Annotated in this window: 6 protein-coding genes; all 6 read left to right on the forward strand. The window is 66.6% G+C overall.

Translation table 11 applies throughout. The features are described 5' to 3' along the window. Positions 1 to 90 precede the first annotated feature (90 nt). Positions 91 to 3,213 (forward strand): DISARM system SNF2-like helicase DrmD, encoded by a 3,123-nt coding sequence (gene drmD / locus IEZ13_RS31615; RefSeq protein ID WP_229795306.1) that lies wholly within the window; start codon positions 91 to 93, stop codon positions 3,211 to 3,213. Beyond that, on the forward strand, positions 3,213 to 7,292 hold the full coding sequence (locus IEZ13_RS31620; protein WP_183223065.1) for an Eco57I restriction-modification methylase domain-containing protein: 4,080 nt from the start codon (positions 3,213 to 3,215) through the stop codon (positions 7,290 to 7,292). The genes drmD and IEZ13_RS31620 overlap by 1 nt, the downstream gene beginning before the upstream one ends. Before the next feature lie 23 nt (positions 7,293 to 7,315). Continuing rightward, the gene (gene drmA / locus IEZ13_RS31625) at positions 7,316 to 10,978 is read left to right on the forward strand and encodes a DISARM system helicase DrmA (RefSeq protein WP_221245836.1); all 3,663 of its coding nucleotides are present in this window, start codon (positions 7,316 to 7,318) and stop codon (positions 10,976 to 10,978) included. Continuing rightward, entirely contained in the window at positions 10,975 to 13,035 is a 2,061-nt protein-coding gene (gene drmB, locus IEZ13_RS31630; protein ID WP_229795307.1) for a DUF1998 domain-containing protein, read from the forward strand. Before drmA ends, drmB begins: the two co-directional genes overlap by 4 nt. Then, positions 13,025 to 13,744, forward strand: a complete 720-nt coding sequence (gene drmC / locus IEZ13_RS31635) for a DISARM system phospholipase D-like protein DrmC (RefSeq protein WP_183223067.1) — start codon at positions 13,025 to 13,027, stop codon at positions 13,742 to 13,744. Before drmB ends, drmC begins: the two co-directional genes overlap by 11 nt. 421 nt (positions 13,745 to 14,165) lie before the next feature. Continuing rightward, positions 14,166 to 14,936 carry a hypothetical protein gene (locus IEZ13_RS31640; RefSeq protein WP_183223068.1) on the forward strand — a complete coding sequence of 257 codons (771 nt, stop codon included), beginning with the start codon at positions 14,166 to 14,168 and terminating at the stop codon, positions 14,934 to 14,936. The last annotated feature ends 21 nt before the right edge of the window (positions 14,937 to 14,957 follow it).

Consider the following 14,957-nt stretch of genomic DNA (forward strand, 5'->3'; position numbering starts at 1 on the left):
AGGGGATGAGGCACGATCCGTTAATGTTCGACGGTGGCTATGGCAGCGGTGGACACGTCGTCGATGACTCCGGGAAATCCGCGGAGCCCCGTGCCGGAACCGGGCCAGGTGGTGGAGGTTCGTGGCTCGACCTGGGCGGTAGCGAAGGTCGAGAAGCAAGGACTACCGCGCAGCCCCGCCGATGAGGCGGTCGCAACCCTGAACCACGCCGTCACCCTGCAAGCCCTGGACGAAGATCGCCTCGGCGAGGAACTGACGGTCGTCTGGGAACTGGAAGTCGGCCACACGGTCACCCCCGCCCAAGGCCTCCCCACGCAAATCAACCGGGACGCCTTCGATGACCCGAACACCCTCGCCGGGTTTGTCGACGCGATGCGATGGGGAGCCGTCACCTCCGCCGACGACCGCAGTGTGCAAGCGCCTTTCCACTCCGGCGTCGCGGTCGAGGCATACCAGCTGGAACCGCTGCGGCGAGCGTTGTCGTCTCCTCGTACCAACCTGCTGCTGGCCGACGACGTTGGCCTCGGCAAGACGATCGAGGCCGGTCTGGTGGTTCAGGAGTTGCTGCTGCGGCACCGGGCGCGGACCGCGGTCGTGGTCTGCCCGCCCAGCCTCGCGCTGAAGTGGCAGGACGAGATGCGCGACAAGTTCGGCCTTGACTTCACCATCATCAACAGCGACATGATGCGCGAGGTTCGGCGTCGGTATGGGCTGCACGCGAACCCGTTCCAACTGTTCCCGCGGGTGATCGTGAGTATGGCGTGGCTGCCGAGCGTGCGGGCCCAGCGGATGCTGCGCGACGTGTACGCGCAGGCCGCGAGCACGAAGACGGCCCGGCGGTACGCGTTCGACATCATGATCGTGGACGAGGCGCACCATGTGGCGCCGGCCAGCCCGTCAGCGATCGGCGGCGGACGCGGGTACGCGGTCGACACGCAGCGCACGATCGCGGTGCGGGAGCTGGCGGACAAGTGCGAGCATCGGCTGTTCCTCAGCGCGACCCCGCACAACGGGCACCCGGAGTCGTTCACCGCGCTGATGGAGATGATCGACTCACGCCGCTTCAGCCGCGGCGCGATCCTGGACGAGAAGGCGCTGAAAGAGGTGACGGTTCGCCGGCTGAAGTCGGATCCGGCGCTGGCGTACAAGAACTTCCGGCCCCGGGAGCTGAAAGGCATCGCGTTCACGCCCAGCGCCGAGGAACAGGAGATGTTCTCGCTGCTCGACCGGATCCTGACGGACAGCGCGAAAGCGAACCGGACCGGGCCGTCCGGCGACATCACCGCGATGCTGTTCAAGAAGAGGTTCCTGTCCAGCCCGTGGGCGTTCGGCATGACCTTGCAGTCGTACCTCGAAGCCCGCGCGGTAGGACAGGAGCCATCGGACTGGGACTACGACGACATCCTCGGCGAAGGCCAATCCGACGAGGAAGAAGGCCTCTGGGAGCAGGACGAGGCGACCGTCCTGCGTAACAGCAAATCCAGCGACCCGCTGGTGGCGGCCGGAACCGGCGAGCTGGAGCAGCTGGCAGAATGGGGCCTCGGGTTTGCGAGCCGCCCGGACTCCAGGCTCGAGAAGCTGGTCAGCGAGCTGGAGGCGATCTGCCGGCCGTCAGGCTTCTGGTCCAACGAGCGGGTCGTAATCTTCACCGAGTACGCGCACACCCTCGAATGGGTCCAGCGGGTCCTGGTGCAGCAGGATTACGGCGACGTCCTGGAAGTGATCCAGGGCCAAACCCCGACCGAGGAACGGGAGCTGATCCGCGAGCACTTCACCACCGACCCCGCACGTAACCCGGTCCGGGTGCTGCTGGCCACCGACGCGGCCGGTGAGGGCATCGACCTTCAGGACTACTGCCACCGGCTGATCAACCTCGACATCCCGTTCAACCCGTCGCGGCTGGAGCAGCGGATCGGCCGCATCGACCGGTACGGCCAGCAGCAGACGCCTCTGGTGTACCAGTTCATGCCGGACCGGTCGGCGACGATCTATGCCGCGGACATGCAGTTCATGGGCCGGATCGCGCGGAAGGTCGTGACGGTCGCCCGGGACCTCGGCTCGGTCAACCAGGTGATCGCCGAGGAGATCCAGGACCACTTCACCCGTGCGACCACCACGCGCCGCGGCAAGAAGGTCGCCCTCGACGGCAACGCCGTCATCACCCGCGCCTTGGCCGGCGGCATGGACCTCAACAGCCAGCTCACCCAACTCGAGCAGGGGTACGCCGAGAGCAAGGCCCAACTGCACCTGGAACCGGACAACCTGCGCCGGGTGGTGGACACCGCACTGCGGATCAGCCACCAGCCGCCCTTGGCCGTCTCCGGCGACCACCCCGCCGACGACGGCGTCTACGTGGTGCCGGCACTCGGCCCGGCCTGGCAGTCGACGCTGAGAGGTCTGGATACTCGCTCGAAGCCCGGCGTGTGGCGGCCGATCACCTTCAACGACCAGGCCGCCGCCGGCGGCAAGGACGTCGTCTACGTACACCTCGGGCACCCGCTGGTCAAGAAAGCCCAACGCCTGCTGCGCCGGTCGCTGTGGAGCGCCGACGCCCCGCTGCACCGGGTCACCGCCGTCGTCGTCGACGATCTGGAGGAGTCGTTCGTCGCCGCCGTCACCCGCATGGTGCTGGTCGGCCGCGGCGGCCTACGGCTGCACGAGGAGATCTTCTTGGCCGGCGTACGACTGCGGGGCCGCCGCGCGATCGCCGAGGAACGCGCCGAACACCTCCTGGACCAGGCCCTCGACGCCGGCAACCTGACCCTGGCCGCCACTGACGTCCGCGACGGCCTGGTCCAGGAATGGAACGAACCGGATTCCCCGTTGCGGGCCCGGCTGTTCGACTCGATGAGCCGCCGCGCCGAGACCCGGCAGCAGCGCGTCAGCGACCAGCTGACCAAGCGGGAACAGGCGGACGTCAACCGGGCACACGAGATCTTCGCCGCGTTCCGCCGCAACCTGAACGAATCACTGGACGCCCTGGCTGCCAAGGAGGCGCAGGAGGCGGCCACCCTGCTGCCCGACGACCAGCAGCGGCAACGACAGAGGGACATGGAAGCGATGCGCCGCCGCCTGGACGAACTCGGCGACGAGGAGACCCGCGAGATCGCGGCGATCACCGAGCGCTACCGCGACATCAAGCCCCATACCACCGCCGCCGCGGTCGTCTTCGCGCTCACCCCGGCCGACGCCCAGCGAGGAGGAGCACGCTGATGCCCCCCGCCCGTACCTTCCGCCCGAAGACTGCTGCCGAACTGCACCGGGCATGGCTGGAACTCGTCGAGACCGACGGCCCGTTCCTTGCCATCCCGCCATTGAAGCGCGTGTGGCCGCAAGGCATCCCCGCCCTCGGCCCGGACCGGCTCGACGCGCTGCGGCAGGCCAAACCGGCGTTCGACCACGCCTGGGAAGCCCTCGACATCGAACCCGAGGACCAAACTCGTCAGGCGAAGTATGCCGACGCCCGTGACGTCTGGGTGCAGGCCGTGCTGCGTGACGTGGTCGGCTGGCGCGAGCTGTTGGCCTGGGGCCCCGAGTCCGCGCCAGGCGTGACCGGGTACTCACCGGACCGCAGGCTGGCGGTTGTCCCGGACGGGTCGCTACGCGGCCCGAACGGGATCGGGGCGCTGATCAGCGTCGTCGACAAGACCGACAGCCTGCACGCCACCGGCACCGACGGCTGGGCCGCCACCGCCATCGACCGCATGGAGGCGATGCTGCGCGCCTCCGGCGTCACCATCGGCATCGTCACCGACGGGCGCTGGTGGGCCCTGGTATGCGCCCGCCCGGACGCGATGGTCGCCTCCGGCATCGTCGACGCCCAGACCTGGGTCGAAGAGCCGCTGACCCGCAACGCGTTCCTCACCGTCATCGCCCGGCAATACATCATCGGCGGCGACCCGAACGAACGCCTCCCGAAACTGTTCGAGGAGTCCGTCGCCGCCGCCGAGGAGATCACCGAAGCTCTCGGCGCGCAGGTCCGCCGCGCCGTCGAACTCCTGATCCAGGCCTTCGACGAGGTCTCCACCGACCACCGGCGCAGGGGCCTGCCCGATCCGCTGCCGGCCGACCCGCACGAAACCTACTCCGCCGCGGTCACGGTCATGATGCGCGTCGTCTTCCTGCTCTTCGCCGAGGAACGCGGCCTGCTGCCGCAGAGCGAGCTGTTCCTTCAGGGGTACGGCATCAGCGGCGACCTGGACGCCCTCGAACACCGCAACATCGGCGACGGCGAAGAGTCCCTGGACAGCACCTACCTCACCTGGCACCGGCTGCTCGCCACCAGCCAAGCGCTCTACCGCGGTGCCAGCTTCGAGAACATGCGAATGCCCGCCTACGGCGGTTCGCTGTTCGACCCCGACCGGCACCCGTTCCTGACCGCCTCGAACGAGAACAGCACCCTGGCCCTGCCAGTCTCCGACCGGGTCATGCTGCACGTCCTGCGCTCCGTGCAAATCGCCCAGCTCAAGGGCGGCGACGCCCGCCGCATCTCGTTCCGCGACATCGACGTCGAACAGATCGGCTACATCTACGAAGGCCTACTCGGCTACACCTGCACCCGCGTCGACGAGATCCACCTGGGGCTGGTCGGCACCGCCGGCTCCGAACCCGAAGTCTCCCTCACCCTCCTCGAACAGCTCGCCGAGCAGCACGGCACACCGGCCGCCCTCGCGAAGGCGATCATCGCGTGGCTCAAGGAGCACCAGCCCGGAGCCGTCGCACCCAGCGCCAACGCTCTCACAAAACTCCTCACCACCACTCCCGGCGAGGACGCCGACCGCCACCTGCGTGCCGTCACCGACGACGAGGAACTCCGCGACCGGCTACGACGGTGGGCCACCGTCACCCGACCAGACCTCCGGGGCCGACCAACCGTGATCCTCACCGACGGACTGCTCGTGACTGAAACCCCATCCCGCAAGAACGCCGGTGCCCACTACACACCCAAGGACCTCGCCGAACGAGTCGCCCGGCACGCCCTTGAACCGCTCTGCTACTCCCCGGGTCCCCACCAGACGCCCAACCGTAAAGAATGGCAGATCCGCCAGGGCTACGAGATTTTGAATCTCAAGGTCGCCGACATCGCCGCCGGCTCCGGAGCCTTCCTGGTCGCCGCCGCTCGCTACCTTGCTGACAAGCTCGTCGAAGCGTGGGACCAGTACGGCTCAATCCAAGCCGGCCACCGCGACCTCAAGCAGCACGCCATCCGCGAAGTCGTCGCCCGATGCCTCTACGGCGCCGACATCAACCCGATGGCCGTCGAAATGTGCAAACTCTCCCTCTGGCTGGTCTCCCTCGACCGGGACCTCCCATTCTCCTTCGTCGACGACAAGATCCTGCACGGCAACACTCTGCTCGGCCTCACGAACCTCCGCCAACTCGAACAACTCCACATCGACGCACCCACCTACCGGCAAGCACCACTGACCGGCATCGTCAACATCAAGAGCATTATCGACTCGGCCGTGGCCATCCGCCGCGAACTTGCCAGCGAAGTCAAGGAGAACGACCCTCAACGCAGCGCCAGCGCGAAACGCCGTCTCCTCGACCAACAGCACACCACCACGGCAATGCTCACCAAGGCCGCCGACGGCGTCATTGCCGCCGGCCTCCGGCACGGCGGAAAACCCGGCGGAGCCCTTGATGAGAGCTTCGAGAACCTAGCCGAGGCTGTCCGTGTAGCGTTCCCCAGAGGTACGGACGAAGCCGACTCCACCCCGCTTGAGGAAATCATTGAGGCTGGCCTGAAGCCGACGGTCGCCACCGACTATGAGCGTTGGAAACCGCTGCACTGGGTCCTCGAAGTTCCCGACGTGGTCGTCGACCACGGCGGCTTCGACGCCATCATCGGCAACCCGCCCTTCCTAGGCGGCCAGAAACTCACCGGCGCCATGGGCACCAACATCCGCGACTGGTTCGTCAACCAGGTCGCCGGCGGCACCCGAGGCAGCGCCGACTTGGTCGCCTACTTCCTGCTGCGCGCTGCCACCCTGCTACGCAGCACCGGAACGCTCGGCGTGATCGCCACCAACACCGTGGCCCAGGGCGACACCCGCCAAGTCGGCCTTGACCGAACTGTCGCCGACGGATTCACGATCACCCGAGCCATCCAGAGCGCCTCATGGCCGTCTGCGAGCGCCCACCTTGAGTACGCAGCAGTTTGGGGCAGCCGCGGCCCGGTCGCGGACGAGGCGCATCGAGTCGCGGACGACGTCCTCGTGCCGCGCATCTCGACCCTTCTCGAAGCCGAAGGACAGGTCGCCGGACCCCCTGTTCAGTTGAAGGAGAACGAAGAACTCGCCTTTATCGGCTGTTACGTCTTGGGGATGGGCTTCGTTCTTGAACCCGAGGACGCGCAAGCCTTCATCGCGGCCGACGAACGGAACCGTGACGTGCTGTACCCGTACCTCAACGGCGAGGATCTGAACTCCCGGCCGGACAACTCACCCTCACGCTGGGTCATCGACTTCAACGACTGGACTGAGCAACGGGCAGCCTTGTACGCCGAGCCCTTCGACCGAGTCCGGCGTCTTGTGCAACCGGAACGCGCGAACAACCCCGCGAAGGATCGGCGAGAGAACTGGTGGCGCTTTGGCCGTGTCGGCACCGGCGTTAGACGGGCCATCGCGGATCTACACGAGGTGCTCGTAATCGCCTTGGTTAGCAAGTCGGTAATGCCTGTCAGGGTTCCGACCGGACAGGTGTTCAGTCACAAGTTGGCAGTTTTCGCAACCAGCTCGTTCGCAGACCAAGCAGTGCTGTCCTCCACCGCGCACCAGATGTGGGCGATCAAATACGGCTCCACGATGCGGGCTGACGTCAACTATTCACCGTCTGATGTTTTTATGACCTTCCCGCGACCAGCAGCGACTCCGCAGCTCGATGACATTGGTGGGCGCTTAGATCGAGAGCGCCGTAACATAATGCTGAGCCGTGAGCTGGGAATCACTAGACTGTACAACTTGGTGAACGATCCCGGGCTGGACGATGGCAGCGATCTGGACATCGCATATATCCGCCAGTTGCATGTCCAGTTGGATGAAGCGGTAATGGCCGCGTACGGCTGGACGGACATCGAGTTGGATCACGGCTTTCACACGTACCGTCAGATGACCCGGTGGACGGTTAGCCCGGTGGCGCGGGTGGATATCTTGGATCGCTTGCTGGCGGAAAACCTGCGTCGCGCAGCGGCTCAGGGAAAGACGGCAAAGCCTGAGAAGGCTGCGACGAGAAATACGCGAGGAAGTAGCCGCCGGCCGGTTGTAAACGAGGATCAGGGGACGCTGCTGTGACGGAGCCGGTGCCAGGATTTCAGTTGGCGTTCGAGCCGGACGGTGCGTCGTTCACGGTTCGGGAGAACCTTGTCGACATCATCGAGCGGGAGATTCTTGGGCCGGCTGGTGGGCCGGAGGAGTTACTGCCGGTGAGTCCGCGGCAGTTGTACCTGGTGGGGCACATCGCGCCGGTGAAGTTGACAGAGCCGGAGGCTGACCCCGACGGGTCCGAGGACGGGTACGGGTTGGTGGGTGTCCGGTCGGATGCGGCGGCGGGACATGCTCAGCGGGGGATTCCGGCGGAGGCCGCTGACGGTGCCGACATTGACGGTGAGGAAGACGACGTCGATGACAAGGCGCCGAAGCAGGGGTTGATGATCCCGTCGTCGATGGGGTTGCGGTTCCAGGTGCCGAATGGTCTGGCTGAGTTCACGGTGACGGCGTCGTGGGGCACCTACGAGAGTGTGAAGACCGATGAGGTCGACAAGCGGGGTCGGCCGGTGCGCCGGTATCGACGAACTCCGGTGGGGATCGTCGAGAAGATCGCGGTGTCGGATTTGACGCCTGGGCGGACATACACCCGGCTGTTGAGTGGTGATATCTGTCTGCGGATTGATGCCTACGACGATGCGCCGCGGGGTCGGCTGTTGATCGAGATCGCGTTGGTCAATGATCGGGAGACGCCGCCGACGATTCCGGTGAACGAGTGGCTGTTCCAGACGAAGCTGCACGTCGACGCCGGTGGTGCGGCGGTATTCCTGCCGGTGCGTGACGTGCTGGAGCATGAGTGGCCGGAGCAGGACGACGAGGTGGCGCGGCTGTATTTGCAGTACCGCAATCGGCTGGAGTTCGCGGTCGGCCGTACCTGCTCGGTGGATTGGAAGGCCGAGGATGGGGCCCGGCGGGCCACCGCGGTGTGGACGACCTGGTTGCCGGTGGCGGAGACGCCGCAGACCCGGGCACGGTCCGTCAAGGGCGCGCTGCTCGGGATGGACGAGCTCGCCAAGGCAAATCCGGAGCAGGTTCGTGAAGGGCTTCGCCCGCTGGTGGACGGATATGCGGACTGGCTGGACGGCAAAGGGGGGCAATCGCAGACGGCCGCTGGCCTCCCGGAGCACCTGCGGGAGTTGGCCGATGAGGTCATCGAGGAAGCTCGGGCTGTGCGGCAGCGACTCGCGGACGGCCTCGAACACGTCGTCGCCGATCCCGAGGCTTTCGCATGCTTCCGGTTTATGAACGAGGTGATGCGGGACCAGCGGATTCACTCTCAAATCTCGGCGAAGCGCAGCTCCGATCCGAACCTGTCGTTCGATGCCGCCAAGGATCTGGTGGACGAGGACGAGAGGATGGAGCCGTCGGCGTGGCGGCCGTTCCAGCTTGCGTTCATCCTGATGCAGTTGCCGGCGTTGACCAACCCGACCGCGGAGTTCCGCAGCGGTGACCTGGCCCGGGTTGAGTTGCTGTTCTTCCCGACCGGTGGTGGTAAGACCGAGGCGTATCTGGGGCTGGCCGCGTACACGTTCGCGATGCGGCGCCGGCAGCAGGTGGTGTCGTCGTCGGACGGTCCGTTGGATGGCCGTGACGGGGTGGCCGTGTTGATGCGGTACACGCTGCGGCTGCTGACCGCGCAGCAGTTCCAGCGTGCCACCGCACTGGTGTGTGCTGCTGAGCTGGCACGCCGCCGTGATGTGGCGACGTGGGGGAGTACACCGTTCCGGATCGGGCTGTGGGTCGGCACAGATGTGAGCCCGAAACGGTGGGACGAGGCTGACGAGCAACTACGAAAGGCGCACGCGTACGGCGGGCACCGGCTGACGGTGTTGCAGGTGCAGCGGTGCCCGTGGTGCGGTAGCCCGATCAGCGCCGCGAACGTCAAGCCGATCAAGGCGACCCGGCGGGTGCTGGTGTTTTGCGGCGACGACCTCGGCCGGTGCCCGTTCGCGCAGGGCGGCGAGGTCGACGAAGGCCTGCCGATGCTGACGGTCGACGAGGAGATCTACCGGATGCCACCGGCATTCGTCATCGCTACCGTCGACAAGTTCGCCCGGCTGGCCCGAGAAGGCGAGGCGGCATCACTATTCGGCTACGTCGGCCGCTACTGCGGCCGACACGGCTACGTGCACCCCGACTACGCTGGCTGCGACATCACCACCGGGCACAAGGCCGAACCCGGTCTCCCCGCGGCGACAGTCCGGCCGATCGGCCGGCTACGGCCGCCGGATCTGATCATTCAGGACGAGTTGCATCTGATCACCGGCGCCCTCGGCACCGCTGTCGGGTTGTTCGAGGTAGCTGTCGAGACGCTCGCGTCGTGGGAGACCGCGGACGGTGTCCCGGTCCGACCGATGATCGTGGCATCGACCGCCACAGTGCGCCGAGCTGAGGATCAGGTTCGCGGCCTGTACGGGCGGGGTGTGGAGATCTTCCCGCCCCAGGTGCTGGACGTGGCCGACACGTACTTCTCCCAAGAGGTGCCGATCGGCCCGGATACCCCTGGCCGCCGGTATATCGGGGTCAGTGCCCAGGGCGTACGTCTGTCCAGCGCGGAGATTCGAGTCGCCGAAGTGTTGCTGCAGGCCGGGCAGCTGCTGTTCGACCGCAGCGGAGCTGCCGCCGACCCGTACATGACGCTGGTGGGCTATTTCAATGCCACCCGGGAACTGGCCGGTATGGCCCGTTATGTCGCCGACGACGTGCAGAACCGGGTCCGTCAGCCCCGCCCAGGATCGGGTTTCCCCCGGCGTGTCGGCTCGTATGGTCGTCTGGTCACCGGGGAGCTCACGTCCCGGATCGCGTCGGTGGACATCGGTCGCACCCTGGACAACCTGTCGCTGGAGTTCGACCCGGACTACGCCACCACCGCGGCGATGCGCCGCAGGATCGAGCAGCAGGCGGCGGGGGAGAAGACCGATCGGCCGAAGGCCGACCCGTTCGACGTGGTGTTGGCCACCTCGATGCTGCAGGTCGGCGTCGACGTGCAGCGGCTAGGCCTGATGCTGGTCGTCGGTCAGCCGAAGAACACCGCCGAATACATCCAGGCGTCCTCCCGGGTTGGCCGGGACGTGAAACGGCCCGGTCTGGTTGTGTCTCTGGGGAACTGGGCACGCCCTCGCGACCTTGCGCATTACGAGCAGTTCCGGCACTACCACGAGACGTTCTACTCCCAGGTGGAAGCTCTGTCGGTCACGCCGTTCTCGCCGACTGCCCTCGACCGGGGGATCGACGCGGTGCTGGTCAGCGCGGCCCGGGTGATTCAAGCCCACCGCGCCGACGGGCTGTCCCCGGAACGCGGCGCCTGGCGGGTCCGGGACGAGGAGGCCGCTCTCCACGCGCTGATCGGCCGGCTGTATGACCGGATCAAACCGGCCGCGCAGATGGACGAGCTGATGGGGCAGGCGTACGAGCGGCTCATCAACCGTCTTGACCAGTGGAACGCGCGCGGGAAGTACGCGGCGAAGCTGCACAAGACACTGGTGTACGAGCGGACCGGGGACAACGATGCGTATCTGCCGTTGCTGATCAGCCCGGAGAACGCCAAAGCGCATCAGGCGCAGCCGGATCGGGCTCCGTTCGTGGTGGCGCATTCGATGCGCGAGGTGCAGCCGGAGATCAACCTGTTGGTGAGTCCGCTGCCGGACCGGTTGGTCGTCGTCGAACCCGACAACGCGCCGGGCTGGGAGCTGCCTGAAGGAGATGACGCGTGACCGCCGTCGACGACCCCGACCGGATGATCTTCGAGTCGTCGGAGCCGATGGACCCGTTGGCCGAGAGCGAGGACGCGCAGGTCAAGAACCGGGCGAAAGTCGGTTCGGCCCGGCCGTCATCACTGCTCTACACCTTCGGCGTCGGCTCGATCATGGACCTGCCTCAGTTCTCGGTCATGCCGGCCGGCCTCGACGACTGGGAACCGATCTGGCGGCGCCGGGAAACCATTCCGGTCATTGAGGAGCCCCGGCTGCTGAAGGTCGTGCAGCTGCATCTCGGGCCGCGGGTGCAGCAGTTGCGGCCGTTCCCGTGGCAGCCGAAGGCCCGGGCGATGTCGCAGGAGGGCTCTGACCTCGGCATCCCGGCCCGGGTGTTCCCGCAATGGCTGCGCTGCACCGGCTGCGACTACCTGGGACCGCTGTCGCGATTCAGTTACACCAACACGCATCCGTTCCGGCCCGACCTGGCCACCTTCGAGCACGTCAGCTGCCCCGGCCGCGGCCTGAACAAGAACAAGACCCCGGGAACGAAGGGCAAGACCCGGCGCAGCCCGGCAGTGCCCGCCCGCTACCTGCTGGCTTGCGTCAACGGCCACCTCGACGAGTTCCCGTACGCCCTGTGGGCACATCGCGGCAAGCCATGCCCGGCAGCGCCGCAGCCGGACCTGAAACTGATCGACAGCAACATCGGCCAGGGCGCCGGCGCGGTCATCGTCTGCGAACGCTGCCGGCAACGGCGCAGCATGAGCGAAGCCCAAGGCGCGGCTGGCAAGCGGAAACTGCCCGGCTGCCGGGGCCGGCACCCGCACCTGAACGCCTTCGACAGCAGCTGCGACCAGCAGCCGACCACGCTGATGATGATGGGCGCGTCGAACCTGTGGTTTGCCTCCACCCAGTCGATCATCGTCATGCCGCGTACCGCCGAACAGGACAAGACCGCCCTCGCCACCCGAATGCGCACGCTGCTCACCGAGGAAGAACTGACCGACTACGGCTCTGTGGCGAAGATCCTCCGATCCTTGCTCAACGCCCACAAGTGCGACCTCACCGATGTCACCGACGAGGAACTGCTCGCCGCGGCGGCCGAGGCGCTCGCGCCGCCGCCGTCGGAGGAGGAGCGCAAGGAGAAGCTGCGTCAGTGGGATCCGGTGGAACTGCTGGTCCCGGAATGGGGCTACCTGCAGAAACCTGCGCTGTTCGCGCAGCAGCAGGACGCCAGTGGCCTCATGGTCACCGAAACAGCGACCAGCCCTGACCTGCCGGACCAGATCCACCGGGTCATCGCCGTCAACCGGATGAAGAAGGTCAACGCGGTCCTCGGGTTCACCCGCATCGACGAGATGGATCGGGTCAACGATCTGGCGACCCGGCTGGTGAAACTCACTCGCGACGGCCGTCCCACCTGGGTCCCGGCAACCGAGGACCGCGGCGAAGGCATCTTCCTGCAACTGGATGAGAACAAGGTCGCCGACTGGGAGACCAAGATCGTGAACACCGGTCTGTGGAAAGCCCACCGGCAGGCACACAGGCACAACTTTTCCCGCCGGTTCTCCGCCACCGCCGCCGACATCGACCCGGACACCCGGTTTCCCGCACCGCGCTACTGGCTGATCCACACTCTCTCGCACATCCTCATCCGTGAGATGGCCATGTCCTGCGGCTACGGCGCCGCCAGCCTCAGCGAACGCCTCTACGCCTGGCCTGCTACCCCCGACCGCCCGGCCGCCGCCGGTCTGCTCATCTGCACCACCTCTTCCGACAGTGACGGCACGCTCGGCGGTCTTGTGGCGCTCAGCCAACCCGAACGGCTCCGCGGCCTCGTCGCCGACGCGTTGCAGCGGGCCGCCAGGTGTTCGTCCGATCCGGTGTGCGGCCAGCGAACCCCACGCCACGGCGAAGACTTCCTGCACGGCGCGGCTTGCCACTGCTGCAGCTTTGCTTCCGAGACCTCCTGCGAACGCGCCAACCGATTCCTCGACCGACGTTTCCTGCTCACCCTGCCCACCATCGACGACGAGCGAGTACCCGGCTTCTTCGGCTCCGTCGATGGCTACTGACCCTCACGAGGCGCTCGGCGCCTATCTCACCGCCTACGAAGCCAGCCGCCTCGCCACGCTCCTGCACGCCGGAGCAACCACCACCCAGGCCCTGAAAGAGATCCACGCCTCTCGCCGCAGCGAGGCGAGACAGCTGCTCGCCGCAGCGGGCATCGGCCCGGACCAGCGGAAAGCGTCCGTCGCCGTGCTGCGCGCCATCGCCGGCGCCCGATCGGTCCAGACCGCGATCACCCCGGTCTGGACCATGCCCGGCCCACACGCCACCATCGGCCGCCTCACCAGCGAAGCCCAACGCATCATCGACGACGCCCGCATGTCGATCACCTGCTCCAGCTACAACTTCACCCCGAGCTCCGCGATGTGGCGATCCCTGCACGCCGCAACGACCCGCCCCGGTATTGCCGTCACCGTCTACCTCGACGCGACCGCCGGATCCCCCGCGGCCGTGGCGGCGCACCTCCCGAAAGCCACCGTGCTGCGGACCCTGACCGTCCCCGGCGCGACGAAACCGCTCGTCAGTCACGCCAAGTTCATCGTCGTCGATCACACTCTGACGTTGCTGACCAGCGCAAACTTTTCCTGGAGTGCGGAGAACGCCAACATCGAGCTCGGCCTGCTGATCCACGACACCGTCCTTGCGGAATCGATCGAGTCGCTCATGCGCCGTAAACACGGCCTGCTCTACGAACCCATCAGCAGCGGCGGTTGAGACCAGGCATATGCCTATGCCTGTAGCGGGTGCTTCCAGTAGCGCGCCGGCACAGGCATCCCACGTGGCTGAATAGCTTTGCCGCCGCGGGCCCACAGCTCAGGAGATCGGTCGTAGCAGTGTGGTCATGCGGTCGCGCTCCATGTTTGCAACGTCGGCCCCAAGGGCGCACGCCGGTGGCCGTCGCGTTGAGTCACGTTCTGCCACGGCGGCGTTTCGCGATGGAGACCCAGTGCGGCTCTGGGTTCAATGAGGGAATGGTCGAGACCCGTCATGCCATGGGTCTGCGCTGACCTGTGGAGCGCCCGCAGACATGGTTAGAACATTTGTACTAACATGGAGGTGGGCTGATTGAGTAGCTTCCAGCCGCGTCGCGGATCATGGACTGGAGGCTGCTGCGAGAGTCGATCGAAACGCTGGCGTGAGGGCAACCTCGGACGAGGATATGGGGGCGGTGATCGTGGGGTCGGGCAAATCCGGGGAGCTGTGGGAAGAGCTCAACCCTCGGCAGCGCTCGTACCTGGTCGTCTGCTATCAGCATGATCAAGAAATCTCGGCTGCAACCCGTGGCCGTCCCTTGCGCAAGAGTGCCACCGTCCAGCGCCGAGAGCTGCCCTTCTCGGTGCGAGCTGACCCGGCGTTCGCCGGTTACACGCCGATTCAGGAGCAGCTTCGGTCACTGGGCATTCACGACTCGGGTACCGGCGCAACGCTGCGCGCCCTTTCTGATCGTGGTCTTCTCCTTCTTACCGAGGATCAAGTCGAAGTATTCCCCCTGGGCCTGGTGCCCCGCCTGCTGGTGACGCTGACCAGGCGTGGGCGAGCCTGCGCACGTGCCGGGCTCGGGGAGCCGCCGGCCGCGCCGTCAGGCTCCGGCGAGTTGCTGTCGCCATGGCTCTGGCGCAGCCTGCTCAAGGTCGCCGCCGCGGGCACGGAGGGCTTGCCCGAGACTGACCTATGGGGTCGCTCCAAGTTCTATCTCGGTGTCGGATTCCGCCCGCAGGGGGTCGACAGCCGCGGCCTTGTCGATTTGGTGCCCGTCGAGGAGGACGTGGACGGCACCTCATACGTCAAGGAATTTCGCTGGCGTCTGACCGAAGAAGGGCGCCGACACATGAATGATCATCTCGCCGACTACCGGCTTCGATATCCCGAGATCGCTGTCAATCAGATCGCTGACGTAGACCGATAAAGTCATTCTTTCGGGTGACGC

Origin of the sequence: Actinoplanes campanulatus (genome assembly GCF_014647795.1) — a bacterium.
In the GTDB taxonomy this organism is placed as follows: domain Bacteria; phylum Actinomycetota; class Actinomycetes; order Mycobacteriales; family Micromonosporaceae; genus Actinoplanes; species Actinoplanes campanulatus.